This is a genomic window from Maribacter luteus (assembly GCF_009674825.1).
Classification (GTDB): Bacteria; Bacteroidota; Bacteroidia; order Flavobacteriales; family Flavobacteriaceae; genus Maribacter_A; species Maribacter_A luteus.
The window spans coordinates 44,951-61,390 of record NZ_WKJH01000024.1; the positions used below are offsets into that span (position 1 = coordinate 44,951).

The 16,440-nt window shown below is 42.5% G+C and carries 9 protein-coding genes; all 9 read right to left on the reverse strand.

Annotated elements, in window-relative coordinates:
- Positions 1 to 83 precede the first annotated feature (83 nt).
- The 9 genes from GJ691_RS14185 to GJ691_RS14225 all read right to left on the reverse strand — a co-directional run bounded on the left by GJ691_RS14185 (position 84) and on the right by GJ691_RS14225 (position 16,425).
- Entirely contained in the window at positions 84 to 1,451 is a 1,368-nt protein-coding gene (locus GJ691_RS14185; RefSeq protein WP_179955130.1) for a family 43 glycosylhydrolase, read from the reverse strand.
- Positions 1,452 to 1,463: 12 nt separating this feature from the next.
- Positions 1,464 to 4,013, reverse strand: a complete 2,550-nt coding sequence (locus tag GJ691_RS14190; protein ID WP_246200190.1) for a glycoside hydrolase family 95 protein — start codon at positions 4,011 to 4,013, stop codon at positions 1,464 to 1,466.
- Positions 4,010 to 6,496 (reverse strand): heparinase II/III domain-containing protein, encoded by a 2,487-nt coding sequence (locus GJ691_RS14195; RefSeq protein WP_154368029.1) that lies wholly within the window; start codon positions 6,494 to 6,496, stop codon positions 4,010 to 4,012. The genes GJ691_RS14190 and GJ691_RS14195 overlap by 4 nt, the downstream gene beginning before the upstream one ends.
- 32 nt (positions 6,497 to 6,528) lie before the next feature.
- On the reverse strand, positions 6,529 to 7,254 hold the full coding sequence (locus GJ691_RS14200) for an SGNH/GDSL hydrolase family protein (RefSeq protein WP_154368031.1): 726 nt from the start codon (positions 7,252 to 7,254) through the stop codon (positions 6,529 to 6,531).
- Entirely contained in the window at positions 7,251 to 8,954 is a 1,704-nt protein-coding gene (locus GJ691_RS14205; protein WP_218944454.1) for an FAD-dependent oxidoreductase, read from the reverse strand. The genes GJ691_RS14200 and GJ691_RS14205 overlap by 4 nt, the downstream gene beginning before the upstream one ends.
- 16 nt (positions 8,955 to 8,970) lie before the next feature.
- Complete coding sequence (locus tag GJ691_RS14210; RefSeq protein WP_154368033.1) at positions 8,971 to 10,923, reverse strand: heparinase II/III family protein; 1,953 nt, start codon at positions 10,921 to 10,923, stop codon at positions 8,971 to 8,973.
- A 345-nt stretch (positions 10,924 to 11,268) separates the two neighbouring features.
- Positions 11,269 to 14,022, reverse strand: coding sequence for an endo-acting ulvan lysase-like protein (locus tag GJ691_RS14215; protein WP_154368035.1), 2,754 nt, complete (start codon positions 14,020 to 14,022; stop codon positions 11,269 to 11,271).
- A gap of 7 nt (positions 14,023 to 14,029) precedes the next feature.
- Positions 14,030 to 14,983: an SGNH/GDSL hydrolase family protein gene (locus GJ691_RS14220; RefSeq protein ID WP_246200191.1), complete on the reverse strand. Its 954-nt coding sequence runs from the start codon at positions 14,981 to 14,983 to the stop codon at positions 14,030 to 14,032.
- Positions 14,984 to 15,060: 77 nt separating this feature from the next.
- Entirely contained in the window at positions 15,061 to 16,425 is a 1,365-nt protein-coding gene (locus tag GJ691_RS14225; RefSeq protein WP_154368038.1) for an alpha-L-fucosidase, read from the reverse strand.
- Positions 16,426 to 16,440: the final 15 nt, after the last annotated feature.

Sequence of the window (16,440 nt, forward strand, 5' to 3'; positions counted from 1 at the left end):
AAATTGCTTAACATCCAAGGCACCTCCTACTTACTTCACGCACCGAATCCCATGGTTTTAACTTAATGCGGTGCTCCCTCAATTCAATCTTCAAAAACCTGTTCCAATTTTATATAATCGATTGCCAAATCCCCTTGTGAGGGCTTCCAATTTCTTTTGAATATTCGTAACAGGTTATCCCCCGCCTTTAACTCAACAATCCCAAAATCAATTTCACGGAAGACATCGGATTCTGGAAAAACAAATTCTCGATACTGATGGCTATTGATCAATATATCGTGGTTCGATTCACCATCGGGAGAAGCATATCGTACAATAAATCGATATTTTGCTGGTTTTGCCACCTGTGCGAGTATGGAAACATGATCGTAGGGGTTATCAAAATTGGTAACATATCCTTTACCACTGTACCCTTCTATCCATGTATCCACAATCACATTGTACAATTCCCCTCCTGCGGCAAAGCCATTCTCAGCTTCCAGAAGGAGGGTGGTTTTGGTACGTTTTGCATTCCCCAAGCCTTTTTTTGAAGGAACGATCGGAATGATATCCCCGTTTTTGTCATATTCAAGATAATCTGCCATCACCGACCGGGTTTCACTTAAACCACCGGAAAGCCATGCACTGTGATAGAACATGATATCCTTCCCCTTATAGGTGACCGTACCTCCGTGGTTGGTACCACTCTGCCCTTCAAAATCGTCGATAAACACGTCTTTAAATTCATAGGGGCCCAACGGTTTATCGGCTACGGCATAAAACATTTTTTCGGGCCATCTGCGGGGCGTTAAGCCGGGATAAGTCAAATAATACTTCCCTTGGTACTTATGTACCCACGGGCCTTCGAAAACATGGGTCAATTGGGAGGTCAAATCTATATAGGTCTCTGGTTTAATGGACATTAGGTCCTCGTTCAATTCTGCAGCGAAACATTTACGGTCGTGTCCCCAAAACAGGTATGGGGTACCATCATCATCTATAAAAAGTGCAGGGTCTTGACCAAATTCCACCCCCTTAACATATCCGAGATCGGTAAATGGCCCTTCGGGAAAATCACTTCGGGCAATACCCGTTCTAAAGAGTCCGATCCCCGCTTCTTTCATACAATAAATAAGGTAGTATTTTCCCCGGTAATAGGCGGCATCCATGGCCCAAGCATGACTCTCTGCCCACTCCACATTCTCCAAATGCAAAATACGCCCGTGGTCTGTCCAGTTTACCAAATCGGTAGTGGAAAATGCATGGTACCCGGTCATTCCATAATGGTTATTGGAACCGGGTTCATCATGGGAGGTATATACCCAAAGGCGATCGTCATTCGGCCAAACATGGGGAGAGGGGTCGGCCGTAAACACATGTGTAAAAATCGGATTTTGCGCATGCGTTGTGATCATGAATAACCCCATGATCAAATAGCTGATGATTTCCCTTTTCCTAATTAGTGATTCCATAATCATATCCTTTTATTTTTTTACCAAAACTATGGTTTGTCCCGCTTGGGTCGCCACATCATACAGGTAGGTATCCTTTACATCAAACCCCTTTAAATGGGCTTCTTCCGAAATGATCGGCGCTTTGATCTTTGGAACTTGATAAAATGGGTTTTCATTGTTTCCTTCGGCACTTTCCAATTTCTTTCCATCGTCGAAATCAAGTTCAGTGTAGGAACGAACCCTACAAATGCCTCCTAAATTCGATTTTATCACCGCTTTAACTACTTCTCCGTCTTTCCATTCCAAGGATTCCATCTCGAATCCCCCACGTGCGCGTAATCCGGTAACCTTCCCATCTTGCCATACATCGGGTAAGGCAGGGATCAAATGAATGGCCCCATCATGACTTTGCAGCAACATTTCCGTTAAACCGGAAGTAAATCCAAAATTACCATCAATTTGGAACGGAGGGTGTGCATCCAGCATGTTGGCATAGGTACCTCCTCCTTTTGAGCCAGGCCTGCCCACCAATTTAATCTGGTCGGTCATCATTTTATAGGCATGGTTGCCATCCAACAAACGCGCCCATTGGTTGATCTTCCAGTTCATACTCCAACCCGTTGAAGGGTCGCCGCGGTAAATCAATACGTTTCTTGTGGCTTCCGCCAATTCCGGTGTTCGGAAAGGCGAAAATTGATTGGAGGGGTGCATGGCATATAAATGGGAAATATGACGGTGTTTGTCATCCGGACTGTCCCAGTCATTGATCCATTCCTGAATTTGGGCATGCCGACCAATTTGGGTAGGGGCCAATTGAGGAAGGGTGGCTTCGATTTTTCGTATGAGCTCTGCATCGGTGTCCAATACTTTTGCCGCTGCTAACGTTTTCGTCAACATATCAAGAATCAATTGATTGTCCATCGTGGTCGCATAGGCAATGTTCACCATGTTGGGCATATGGGCCGGCCGATTTTCAGGAGATGTCGATGGCGTAAAAACCAACCACCCATGATCCGGTTCCGGAGTTAAAAAGCTTAGGCAAAACTCAGCAGATCCCTTTAAGGCCGGATATACCTCTTGTAAATAACCCAGATCGCCATTATACAGGTACTTTTCCCACAAATGCTGGCTCAGCCACAACCCACCACTTGGCCACATGCCCCAAGTGGCACCGTCTACCGGACCGCAAATACGCCATAAATCGGTATTGTGATGACATACCCAACCTTCTGCCCCGTACATGACTTTTGCGGTTTCCTGACCGGCTACTGATAGTTCCTTAACCATTTCAATCAATGGCTCATGCATCTCGGTTAAATTAGTTGCCTCCGCTGGCCAATAATTCATTTCGGTATTTATATTTACGGTGTAGGCACTTTTCCAAGGTGGGAAAAGTTCGTTTGCCCAAAGCCCTTGCAGGTTGGCTGCCTGCCCACCAGGCCGGGAAGAACAGATTAACAGGTAACGGCCATATTGAAAATAAAGGGCGGCCAAAGCGGGGTCGTTGGCCTGGCTAAACCGTTGAATGCGCACATCGGTTGGATGGTCGATTTCATCGGTTTTGCTCAAATCGAGACTGACCCGGTTAAAATAGCTTTGAAAATAAGCCGAATGTCCCGCCTTTAACCGTTGGTAGTCTTTTCGTTCGGCATTGGCCATAAAGGCTACAGCGCGCTTATGCGCATTGCCACTGACATCCCGATAGTTGACAAAATTGGTCGCTATGGAAAGGTACATGATAACACTGTTCGCCCCTTCAACGCTTAAACTGTTTTCCGAAGCCTTCAAAGTCCCCCCCTCGGGGACGATTTGCAATCTGGATTCGAACCTCACCTTGCCTTCAATGGGGTGCGCATCCTCGGGGGTCCGTTTACTTTTCCGATCGGAGCCCTTCCCGGTCATCACCAAAACATCATCATTTTCGGTACCTACCTCAACCACTGCGGGTTCAGGGCGATCCATCGTAGCGTTGAAACTGATTTTACCTTTTTCATTGGCCGTTAATTTCATGACAATTACATCATCGGGAAAAGAAGTGAAAATTTCACGTCGATATTCTACACCATCAACTGTGTATTTTGTGGTATTGATGGCATTTTCAATATCCAACTCACGGTAATAGTTTGAGTAATTCCCATGATTTGCAAAATCCAACCGTAAATTCCCAACGGTTTCATAGGGCATCCCATGCGATGTTTTCGAGATGATCTTGGCATTGGCCAAGTCATGAGCCTCTTTGTAATTACCATCAAACAGCAGTTGGCGTATTTCGGTCAAAATCCCCTTGGCTTCCGGATTGTCATTACGATGGGGGCCTCCTGCCCAAAGTGTACTTTCATTCAATTGAATATTTTCATTTACAGGGTTACCGAAAACCATGGCACCCAAACGGCCGTTGCCCAAGGGTAAAGCCTCATTCCAATTGGCAGCGGGAGCGTCGTACCAGAGTTTTAAATCGGGGGCCTGATTGGATGTGGTTTGCGCATTGCCCACACGTGAAACCAATACACATAGGCATAGCGAAAGCAAGGTAAAACCGAATGGGTAAATTGTTTTGTTCATCATATCCACTACTTTCATTTAGTTGTTTCGGTTCGTACAATTTTATCATTTACAACCTCATCCAAGTTTACAGTAACATCCCCCTCCTTTAAATTACCGAGGGTTATGTGATGTTCTCTGCCATCTTTTAGATAAACCACCAATTCGTTGGAGTTTTTGGCTTCTATCTTGGAAATGGCACTTTCCCCTTTATAAGGTTCCAATACATGTAAAAACTCGGTTTCCTTTGCATTCACGCGCACGCCATAAGTCCTTCTATCCGGGTTATTTCTCATTGTCCGTTGTTTTCCCCCGATAGGATAATCGGCAATCAGCGCACTCGCTTTTTTGGGCCATAGCGTGAATACATCCAACTTGTTCCCTTCTTCATCAAATTCAACTACCGCACCTTTATTCAGGTTATACCATTGGGCATTGGCAAAGTATTTATAAGGCGAATCTTTCTTATGGCTCAAGGTATCCAATAACCTTCCTTTCTTTTTTGCCCCTTTAATGGTTTGAAACCCAACAGGGTGAACCAACCAATCGTAGTTATGCTTTTTGTTCGAAGTGATGTAATCCGCTATAACTACATAATCATCCGTGACAATTGATAGTCGTCTTTGCAGAATGGGCTCAAAATCCCCATCATAATCGGTATCGTCCCAAGGCGGAAATTTTTCAGCATTCCACGTAGGGATCTTTCGCCATCGCGCCTTTGTTTCCACTACGGTAGCCTGCATCATTTCTCCTTTATAAAACAACGTTTGCTTTGAAGGCACGGCTTCTTGCTGCAACCCATCCACGATGACCATGTTATGGGTGGCCGATGTCTGTACACATTCTTTATAGCCAGGGTTACCGTATCCAAACCAGACCATTTCAGCACCAAAATATTTATGCCCATTGCGGTCGAGCCCAATCATATTGGTTCTATCGAAATGCCCATGCCATCCACCATGGGTGCCGTATTTAAAATACGCTTGAATTTGTTCTTCCGGGGTATTGTTTTTTGCATGAGATCTTAAGGCGACCAATCCCACATTCGGGGCAAATGCCGAAGCTGTTCTTGGATCCCCGACTTCAGGTAACTCTGGAACCCCATACATCAAAGACACCCATGAATCCCTTTTGGTTTTGCTTAAAACCCAAGCTAAATCGTTTAACTTGTAGGCCCTATAGGCCAATTCATAAAACGGATCAGGGGTTTTTAAATTGGAATCATTGGTGGCGACCACATTGGCATTTTCATCCATAAACGGAATGTATGGCGTAACCATATCCTCCAATCCGATCGTATTCTTGGTTACAGGTCCCCAGTTATCGAACTTCATACCTGTAAAACCTTCCTTAACGTTTTCAAAATCCTTACTTTTGAATTTTACGGGAAAACGTCTATGGTATAAATCCCATCCATAATTTAGGAATGCCTGGGCTACCAAACTATAACGTTGCACCACCAAATAGCAATAATTTGCAGTTCCTTCAAACCACCAACCATCATCCATAACCCCTTTTCCTATTTGGTCTGCCATTCCTCCATCGGCCTCGGTCAAATATTCCACCTCGGCTACATCTTGCAAAAACAATGCGGATAGGATCGCACCTGCATTGGCACTTGCTTGGTGATTCATAATGCCTAAAGGATCCATATGCTTTCGGTTCAATTCCAAATAATACCGAAAGGTTGCTTCTATATTTTCCCTGTCCTCAGCCGAGAATTCCGGTTCATTGAAGAGTATATCACAGGCTGCCGCCAAGTGCAAAAAGAAATTACCTTCATGAACTTGTACCCCATAGGTAGCAGCACCTATTGAAAGGTAGCCTTCATCCTTATCGCAAACCTCCTTGATAAATCGTATTGCTTTTTCTTTATAGCTCTCCTTTCCTGTTAATTTCCATGCCAGACACAATCGAAATACTTCTTCACTATCATTGGGCCTGTAATTAAAACTAGACCAGACTTTTACAGGTCTGGGTTTGGTGACAATTTTTCTTTCAGGGACTTTATAAACATCCAGTTCCTTAAGCATGGCATCTAAATTGGCTTTTGCCCAAGGGTAGTTTTTCACTTTCTCCTTAGTTTCGTTGATAATATCATTGGTAACCAATAAAAAAGGATGCTCTTTTGCCCTAACCGAGATAAATTCAAACGTTTCAACACGGTTTCCCAATTCATTTTCAATGGTGATAAAACAGGATTCTTTTCCGCCTTTTGGCATTCTATCGCTAATGATAACCTGAAGTTTCCCGGAATAACTTTCCTGTGGCTTAATGGTAATAATGCTATCCGATAGCATATATTGACATGCCAAGGTTCTTGGGTGATTTATTTTTAAATGAAAAATTTCCGCTACTTGATTCTCGTTTTTTATTTCGAAACCATAGTGAATGGTATCATTGGCCTTGGCCGATTTAGATTGGATGGTATACGTAACCTGTGCTTCAGGGGACTCTTTTGCAATACCCCAAAAGGTGGTCAACCCAATAAAAATCAGTAGATATTTTTTTATTTCAATCATTTAAGTTCTATTCCGTTCTGTTATTACCATCATTACTTTTGAAAATGCTGTTGTATTAATGCGGAAAGCACGGCAGGATAATTTTGGCCTGTAACGGTATCTTTGTTTTTAGTTCCGGCCCCATGGGTAATCGAATCACCAAAACAGACCATTTTTTGGCCCTTTTCCAATAGGGCGTTCATTTTCAAATAATCAAAAACCGTTTCAGCTATAAATCGATAACCAAGTGCCGTAGGATGAACCCCATCCTTAGCCCCACTATTTTGCTCATTCCTAAAAAACAGATCCCTGTTGTGTTCGGGCAGCCCCATATCACTGAAGATCTGGAAAAAATCAATGCACCCCAAACCGTCTTTTCGGGCCAGTTTCTTGATAATTTGCCTAGTGGAATCCATTTTTACATTCGGTATTTCCCGATAAGCGTTTCTGTCGTGTCTTTGAAATAAATACACCGAATCAACGGGAGGGGGGGTCATTAAAACCACCTCTGCCCCCTTAACTTTTATTCTTTGAATGATTTCCTCCAAATTGTGCGCATAGTTTCTATAGTAAATCATTTTTTTGGAATTCAACATATCGTTGGTTCCTACCATTACAATAACCAGATCGGGATTATGTCGTAGCACATCGGCATCCAATCGTTCCAATAGATTTTTGGTATTGTTACCACCTATACCCGCATTGAATACCTGCGCATTAGTGGTTTTAGGTCCAAGCATGGTTAGTATCAAAAGCAAGCAATTTAGGCCTTGTTTCATTTTTCGGTATTTTCCGGTGCCTTATATTCCAAAATCTGACCATCTTCCCTAAGTTGCTTGTCCAAGGCCTCAAAAGGAACATCGTACAGGCTAATCTCCGCATCAAGCGCCATTGCCGCTAGAGTCCCTGCACTTTGTCCCAATATCATGAATACGGGCTCCATTCTAATGGAACCAAAGGCAATATGTGAACTGGAAACCGCTGCCGGGACCAAGAGGTTCTTACACTCTTCCTTTTTGGGCATAATGATGCCCAGGTGAATCTGATACGGCCCTGGTGGCTCTACCCCCAAATCACCTTCGTTCTGTACAAATCCCTCTTTGGTGATGTAACGTTGTGTATTGTGGGAGTCCATGGTATATGATCCCATCCCAATAGGCTTATCGACCTTGTTCTTTCCCAATATCTCATTCTCCGTCATGACGAATTCCCCTAGCATCCGCCTAGCTTCACGTACATAAATTTGATAAGGCCAGTGGCCGTTATCAACGAACTCATCTTTGGCAAGTCCCCACTTTTTAAAATCCTCACGCAGTTCTTTAGGCACGCTTTCATCATTACCCCAAAACCAAAGGAGACCTTTATGGTAATTGATATGCTCTTCCAGGATTTCTTTTCTCTTATCATAAGATGCTTCCGGGTATTCATAGTTCATCCCAATATTATCAGAACTAAACGGCCCCACGTTGTTGACGTCCCGCTTTTTATTGGGTATTTTCCCACCACCGAACATGGAATGTCTTCCTCCCCTGAAAACACGTCTTAATAACTCATATTCGGCAGGGTCGTAGTTTTCGGGTTTCTCGAAAGGGACTACATTACCTTCTGCATTGGTCGTACATAATCTATAGTTATATGCCTGAACCCGATGATCACCTTCTCCATTTTCACCAGGATCTTCCGTTGATATGCGGGGAAGCACCCCACTGGTAGAGTCTCCAGGAATAACATAAGGACTAATATTCAATTGCTGAAAATTGTGACTGTGGTGATACTCTCCTTTCTGAACCCCGTTCCATTCTTCGCCATAAACACTATTCGCTTCCCTACCCACGTGATAGCTTACCCCGGCCGCAGCCATTAAGTCGCCTTCGTAAGTGGCATCTACAAATATTTTTGCCTTATAGGTGGTACCATCCAACATGGTAATCGAAGTGATTTTCCCATTTGATGTCTTAACCCCGTTTTCCCTATCCAACCATTTATCGCGTATTACTTTAATATTGTGCTCTTTAACGAAATTTTCAAATATCTGTTCCGCAACATGGGGTTCAAAAGTCCACATGGTTTTATATTCATCATCAATGGCGGTGGTACCTTGGCCTACATTACCATATTCATCTTTCGGCTGCCATCTCCATGCCTCCTCATTTTGATAATGTTTGTATACTTCTTCATAGAATTCTTTTGAAATACCGCCAATAACGCTTTTATTCCCTAGATCGGTGAATCCCAATCCACTAGCCGACAATCCTCCGATATGCTTATCAGGGCAGACAATCAATACCGATTTGTCCATTCGCACCAATTGAACGGCCGTCGAGATAGCGGCGGAAGTCCCCCCGTAAATAACAACGTCGGCATCAATAGTATCTTGTTTTTTTGTTGATGTACATGCTGTAAGCATTGCGCACAATATCAAGATGAAAATGTGTTTTGGTTTACATTGTAATTTTGATTGGTTTATTCTTTTTTTCATATTTATTAGCTTGGTTTTAATGATATGGCGTAAACCTAACAGTTATACTCCCTGAACGTAAAGGAGCAACATAATCTATTCCAATGCGATATGCAGTCTTACCACTTCTCAAATGTTTTACAGGGACTATTTCCGGTAAGACCCCCACAACTCCACCTTCAGCCATTATTTCAACCTTTACCTGCTGATTTTCAGTAGTAATAAGTATCGTATGGTCATCAAGAACTTCATAAGCATCCGAAACCATAACAGCCGTGCCGAAGGTCATGGGTTCCGATGCTTTGAAACTGTCCGTGATAGTGATGGTTCCTTTTCCCTTTTTGTTGTTGACCAAGGTTCGTTCCAATTTCTGCAACCCCTCTACTACATAGGCCGGTTTAATGTCCATGACCACTATATCACGATCTATACTGAATTCCGTTTCAGTGATTTTTCCGGAAAATTCATTGCCGTTGGATTGTAGTTTTCCGTTTACCCTTGGTACCGGATGCCCCCAAGAACTACGGGCCTTATTATCTGGCGAAAAGGCACCTGCGGTATACGATGGCGCCCCGATATCCCCCGATATTAAATCGTTATCGTAGACCAGAACATACGTACCTACATCGCTATGATTGTGATTTTCCGCATTATGTCCGGCCTTAACGGCAATAGAAAAGGGTTCTTGTTGTTTCCCCCTCGAAATCACCATACCAAAATCATCGAAATAGGAATGATCGGGTAATTCCGTTTTTCCTTCAATAGGATTTTCCTCAGGGGTAAAAGCTTTCGGATGTGCCCAAGCAACCAACTGTTCCGCAGCTTCTTCCATTCTAAACTCGGATGGCTTTATGGCCCCATAGTACATGGCGGAAAGCACATTGGCAAAATTGCTCCCTTTTTTTGATATCGTTGATACTCCGTCTGAAAAGGGGGCACACCTTTCGTTCTGTATTTCGAACTTTTCTGGAAAATTCCCAACGTTCTTTAGTTTTTCCGGATTATCGGCTGCAAATAAATTGATCTTACCCCCGGTATAATCATATAAAATCTGAGCCAAATACAGGTAATGTCCAAAACCGTATCCCCAATAACCCAATCCTTCGGAGCAATACCCATCCTCCCCGAAGCCACTGAGATAATATTTCATGCTATTCAAGGCACTACCCACGGCAGCTAGTCGTTCTTCTTCCTTATCGGAAGTTGCGATTGTAGTGAATATGGTGCCACTGGTACAAACGGAATTCCAGTTACTGGTACTTTTGATCCACTTATTGTTTTCATCCAAAATGGAGCAACTTTTTAGGTAAGTATCCACGATACGCCACTGAAGCTGCCCTGCAATTTCCTTCCTCAACGTATCACTGAGTTTATCCCTTAATAATACCTCGGCCATTGCCAGTACCATTCCGAATTTTCTGGCCCCTAGATCAATGGAGACACGCCTACCTTCAAGCACACCGTTGTCTTTATCGTCATGGTTCGGGTGCAGCCATGACTTCATTTCCATGATCGCTTGGATATATACCTTGATCTGCGGTAAAAAACGGCCTTTGTTTTCCAAACACTCCCCCAAAATAAAATGTTCGAGCCTATCCATGGTACGGTAATACCTTGGTTTGTAGATGCCTCGGTTTCCTTCAAGATTGGCCCTTCTATAAATTTCATCGGTAATGGGCACTTCAGGTTGTTTCCCCAACTTTTCAAGAGCAGATTTCAAATACGCTTGGCCCGATGAACTGTTCGCAATTTTTTCCCAATACTCCCTGTTGGAAATAGCCGGTGCAGGTTGAAAGGCTTCTATGGGCATTACGGCTTTTAGCATCTCCATTTGCTTGACCGAAGGATAAATTTTATCGCCATCGACATATTTGAGATATTCCCCAATATCCAAGGTATCACCCTTTTGGTTTTCGTATCCAAAAGCGATGGCAAAACACAGCAAAAACCCGAAACTGATTAAAGACTTTATTATTTTTCGAATATTCATTCTTGAAGCTTTCATTTAATACTGAAGCAATATATTTATTCCAAAGGGTATAGGTTTTAAATCATAGCCCATGGATTATAAATTATAACCACTATCGTCATTAATGGCCAAAACCTGAACAATTTATAGGATGATTGTACCAATACAAAAGGTCCATTGGCCAAAAATGCCCTAGCCTCACCATCAGAATTGGGCAGTGATAAAAAAACCCCACTTTAATAAGCGGGGCTTTAGTTAGTATGACTTAGGTTCCAAAATTTCGGTATTATGCTCACAACAAATTAAAAGGGCATGTGTCAACCATAAAATGGGACCATGACATTCTCACCGATGGTACTGATGCTATTATTCTATAGATCGATAAGGCCCCACACCAAACTGCTGTTCTTCCTTATCACTTTTAAGCGTAACCGGGACTTCGTTGTGCAGATACAATTTCCCATTTTTGCGCTCAAAAACAACATTCCCTTTTTCTGCGGCCTTAACCGAGAATCCATTGGTTTCCATCTTAGTCCCGTTGCCCATGAAAAGGATGAAATCCCCATTTTTTTCATTTCCGACCAATGCATATACTGCATCTGTAACAGTGCCTTTATATTTTGCCGTTCGGTTCTTCGTTGATGAGAAAACCAAATCTTCCCTTCCTGATTTATGCTTTATGTGCAATCCCACGAAATCACTACTGCCATTTTCATCATCAAAAGACTTGATACTAACAATACTTTTCCCTTCACTGGCCGTAAACGGCTCGTATACCGATACAAAAGGATGCTCCCAAGCTTCCCCATGCTGCCTTGCCGCCAAGGTCAAATAAGGTGCCTTATCCACTTCGTAAGGCAAGCCATGATCACCTTTAAAAGCTTTGTTCGGTGGCGATTTTATGGAGAATACCTCCCGCCCCTCAGTGCCTTTCATCCATAGGTTCATATAGACATCGTCTTCCCCATCGGGCATATCGATCTTCCATTCGGCCTGATAGTCGTTCTGGGTACGCACCGATTTTTTATCCCACATATAATCAAAGGCATATAAATGTCCGCCTGCAAAGCCCATTTCCTCACTGGGCGTGAGTATTAGCGGATTTCCATTCGTATCGCTTATTTGCATACTTTGACCTAGATTATGATAGAAATAATCGTGGAATTTATCGCCTTTCCGTTGTTTTTTAGAACGGAAAATATCGACATAATACCCCATAGCCTCCCCGGTTTTTACGATACTCACCAATCGGGTTTGATCGCTTTGGGTCTCGGGTTCCAAAAAGTAAACATCGGAATACGTAATATCTTTATAAAAGCCCTCTTTTTGCTCCGATTTTGGATATTGTCCCAATAAATCGAAGGCATGGTAGCTCAACATCTCGGTATAAGAGGAAACCCCATCGACCATAACCGTATTATGTGCCGGAAACTGGGAGTAATACTCTAGATATATGGGTTGAAGATAGCCCGCTCCCTTACCCGGATCGGCACCTTGTACAAAACCTTTGCCGTACAGTTCCATATTAATACCGTTGGCATGCATATGGTTACCTAGCGATGCGTTCAATGAAACCATCATTCCGTCTTTTCCTGTCCCCATTCGTTGTACAAACCAACTCACATTTGGGGCATAAAAGGTTTGGGTGATATAATCCTGTATATCTCCCTTTTTATATTTGGGATTCAACTCCAAGGGTTTGCTCGCAAAAAACGAAGAAATATCTGCCTTTGCCTTTCTATCTTTCCGCGGTCCGTTCAAATTTTGGGTAAACAACCGATACATTCCGGTAAATTCTTCTTCCAGTTCCTTATCATTGTTTTTTTTGGCAATCCGAATCATATCACTCATGGCTTCCGTATACAAAGAGCCATAATAGGAATCTCCAAATGCAACGGTCTGTCCGTTAGGAAACAGGTATTGTGGGAGCATTTTAACCGCCTTGGGCATTACCGGTGTGTAGGGCAAAAGATTATGATCGAACGTGTTGTCAAAATCCCTAATGAAATTGGTCAGGTCTTTGGTAACCCCTTGTGAGTATCCTGGACATTCTGCCCAAACCCCATTATTTTCATCATAACCGTACTCTATAAATTTAGTAAGTGACCATTGTCTTGCCGAAGTAACGTTCAAAATATAATCGATATAGTACTCCCGACCTTTTCCATCCGCATAATCATCATTGTCACGTAGTACCATGGCCGCTTTTAGTATGACCTTGGCTTGATGCAGGTTCCAATTGTTTTGGGGCACACCGTTTTTAATAATTTGGTCCGTCCACCTTTTAATGGTGTTGTCGTACATTTCGATTTCATCATTATGTTTCGCTTCAATGTACGAATGCAGAAAATCATAAAGCTCTGCATTGTCCCGAAGAACACCTTCATGGATCACTTGAAAATTTGTAAACCCAACCAGAGTTTGGATATGTCCGTTCAATAAATCGATAGGTTCGCTACGATACGACATGCCTTCCATATAGGTATGGAATATATCATATGAAAATTTAGCAAAACGTTCGTCATTCTCTAACCAATAGACAAAGGCTGCATCTCTAGCCAAACCTATGATTTCCTCATTTATAGAATAGATAATACGCCCTGTTTTGGAAATTTCGACCCACTCAAAGGGATGCCCTTCCTTACTTTTGTTCGGCAAATACAATCCACGAGGGTCATCCATATAGGGCAAGACATCCTCTAGTTTGGGTTTACCATAGGGCGTTGTATAATCCCTTGAACCCACAAAGCGAACGGTAGGTACGGGTGCTTCCCCATCGGCATGGGAATAATTTATACCATTCACATAAATATTGGTCGACTTGGTCTTCCAATACATCTGTAAACGGGATACGATCCATTCCGGGTCGTCGACATGTCGCTCCACATACGCATCAATGCGCTTATGTATTCCGACTAAGACTTCTTGGGCCCAAGCTTCCTTTTTTATCGTTTTTTGCAGGGCTTTTTCACCATCTTGGGTAATATACAATCGAGGATACCCTTCCTCCTGATTTTCAGGAAGCGGAATATGGCTTTCAGATTGTGCTATGGTGAAAAAACCTGTTAGACAAAACAGTAGTAGTACTAGTCCATTTATGTTTTTTATATTCCCTTGCATTCTACCACTATTTTTGTTTTAACGCCTCTTTTATCGCCTCCTTCACCAAAGGTTCCATAACCGCATAACCATCTAGATTTGGATGCACCGTATCTCTACCATATTCCTTTTTCAATCCTTTTTCTTCATTGACCATGGGTGAATAATAATCTAAATACACTATTTGGTTCTTTTTGGCGTATGCTTTAATCAGTGCATTCAGCTCATTGATTTTTTCTATGGGTTCTATGGAAGGGCTCCATGAATAACTACTCGCGGGAAGCACGGAAGCCAAAACCACTTTTATATTATTCGCTTTGGCCAATTCCGCCATTGAAAAAATATTATCTGCAATCTCGGGAACGGTAATAGGGCCTCTATTTCCTGCAATATCATTGGTACCTGCGTGAATAACGACAGCTTCCGGGTTCAAATTGACCACATCGGGTTTAAACCTCACTAACATTTGTGACGAAGTTTGCCCACTGATTCCTCGACCGATATAATTGTTTTCAGTAAAAAATTCGCCATGGAACATCACCCATTTTTCGGTGATGGAGTTTCCCATAAAAACCACCCTATTTTCTTTCTTTCCAGGTGCTTTTAGTTCTTTATTCGCTTTTTTGTACCGTTTAAGATTGGCCCAATCTTCATTGGGCATCAATTGGATTTTAACAACTGAAACCTGAGCATCAGGGGCTTTCTCAGGTAATAAAACCGTTAATTCACCATCGATTAATCTTATTTTTATTTTCTTATCCGGCTCTGTAAGCAACCTTGCCTCCCTTGGTCTAATCGCCCTGTCTATAACCAATTTGCCATCTTCTGGCCACTTAACGACATGTGCCAATAAAAATCCTTCTTCTCCCTCCGTATACGCTCCCCATTCAGGTTTTTCATAAGGTATTGTTTGGGAAAACCCAATACCAATATTTAAAATGCAAACAATTGTAAAAATGACCAGTTTCCTAAAAACATTCATCTTTTTCCGTGGTTATAAATTATTTTGATATAAACGGACAAACAATTCAAAGACCGTCTGTCCGTTCATTCCTTTTATTAATTTGCCAATTCGATTTTTACAACGGAAACTGTAGCGTCCGGGGCCAACACGGGCACGTCAACCAATACTTCCCTTGATGTTGCCAAGGTCCCCAATTCGTTATTGGGATCCGTCAATAAAGTCGCCTTTTTGACCTTTATATCTTTGTGTAGTTTTAAAGTCCCTGTTTCAGGCCAATCGAAAACATGGGCATAAATAACATTTCCTTTTTTGGTATAACGGCCCCACTTTGGTTTTTCATACGGACTGGCAGAGGCCCCGTAAATAGCTTCCCCATTTTTTTTCGTCCACTCTCCCATAGCCTTTAAACGACGAATACTTTCTGAAGGGAACCTTCCAAAACCATCAGGACCGATGTTCAAAAGGAAATTGCCTCCTTTAGATACGATATCAACCAACTTTTCAATTAAATCCTCACTACTTTTCCATTTGTTATCGGATGGTTTGTACCCCCAAGAACCGTTCATGGTCATACATGCCTCCCAGTCAGAATCGATGCCCGTATCGGGTATTTCCTGTTCCGGGGTGCCAAAATCGCCTGCAAACTCCCCTTCCTTATCCATACCTTCCATTCCATTCCTACCCTTATCAACCCTATTGTTCACAATAGTGTTCGGTTGGATTTTACGAATAAATTTATAAAGGTCTTTCCCCATTTCCGTAGTATAATCCGAAATCCAATCGCCATCAAACCAAACGACACCAACATCCCCATAATTCGTCAACAACTCTTCTATTTGGGGTTTCATATAGTTTTTATAATATTTAGGGAATTCCGGGTTTACGACCGATGGATCATCATGCTGTGAAATATTGTAGTTAGGATACAAATTCCCCTGTGCCTGTGGATGGTGCCAATCAACGATAGAATAGTAAAAACAAAACTTAATGCCTTGTTTTTTACATGCTTCCGATAATTCTTTAATTATATCGCGCTTAAAAGGGGATTTATCCATTACATCATAATCGGACACTTTGGAATCCCACAAACCAAAACCTTCGTGGTGTTTTGAGGTAATTACGATATACTTCATTCCCGCATCCTTGGCCATGGTTACCCATGCATCCGCATCGAACATTACAGGATTGAACATTTCAGGAAACTTCTCGTATTCCTCAATGGTATAATCCAGTTTATCCATGGCCCACTCGGCACCTCCACCGGCGATTTTCGTACCACGTTCCCCCCCGATTATGGAGTATGCCCCCCAATGGATGAACATACCGAATTTGGAGTCTCGCCACCATTCCATACGCTGATCGTCATTTAATTTTAAATCCTTTTTCCCTTGGGAATAAACGTTACCAAATGTCAGCAGGGCAACAATTGCATACAATACCGGTTTAATTATTATTTTCATAGTTTCTTGTTTTGG

Bases quoted from the DNA above. Each gene is read 5' to 3' on its own strand.
- GJ691_RS14225 (WP_154368038.1), bottom strand. From the start codon at position 16,425: ATGAAAATAATAATTAAACCGGTATTGTATGCAATTGTTGCCCTGCTG.
- GJ691_RS14220 (WP_246200191.1), bottom strand. From the start codon at position 14,983: ATGAATGTTTTTAGGAAACTGGTCATTTTTACAATTGTTTGCATTTTA.
- GJ691_RS14200 (WP_154368031.1), bottom strand. From the start codon at position 7,254: ATGAAACAAGGCCTAAATTGCTTGCTTTTGATACTAACCATGCTTGGA.
- GJ691_RS14195 (WP_154368029.1), bottom strand. From the start codon at position 6,496: ATGATTGAAATAAAAAAATATCTACTGATTTTTATTGGGTTGACCACC.
- GJ691_RS14215 (WP_154368035.1), bottom strand. From the start codon at position 14,022: ATGCAAGGGAATATAAAAAACATAAATGGACTAGTACTACTACTGTTT.
- GJ691_RS14185 (WP_179955130.1), bottom strand. From the start codon at position 1,451: ATGGAATCACTAATTAGGAAAAGGGAAATCATCAGCTATTTGATCATG.
- GJ691_RS14190 (WP_246200190.1), bottom strand. From the start codon at position 4,013: ATGAAAGTAGTGGATATGATGAACAAAACAATTTACCCATTCGGTTTT.
- GJ691_RS14205 (WP_218944454.1), bottom strand. From the start codon at position 8,954: ATGAAAAAAAGAATAAACCAATCAAAATTACAATGTAAACCAAAACAC.
- GJ691_RS14210 (WP_154368033.1), bottom strand. From the start codon at position 10,923: ATGAATATTCGAAAAATAATAAAGTCTTTAATCAGTTTCGGGTTTTTG.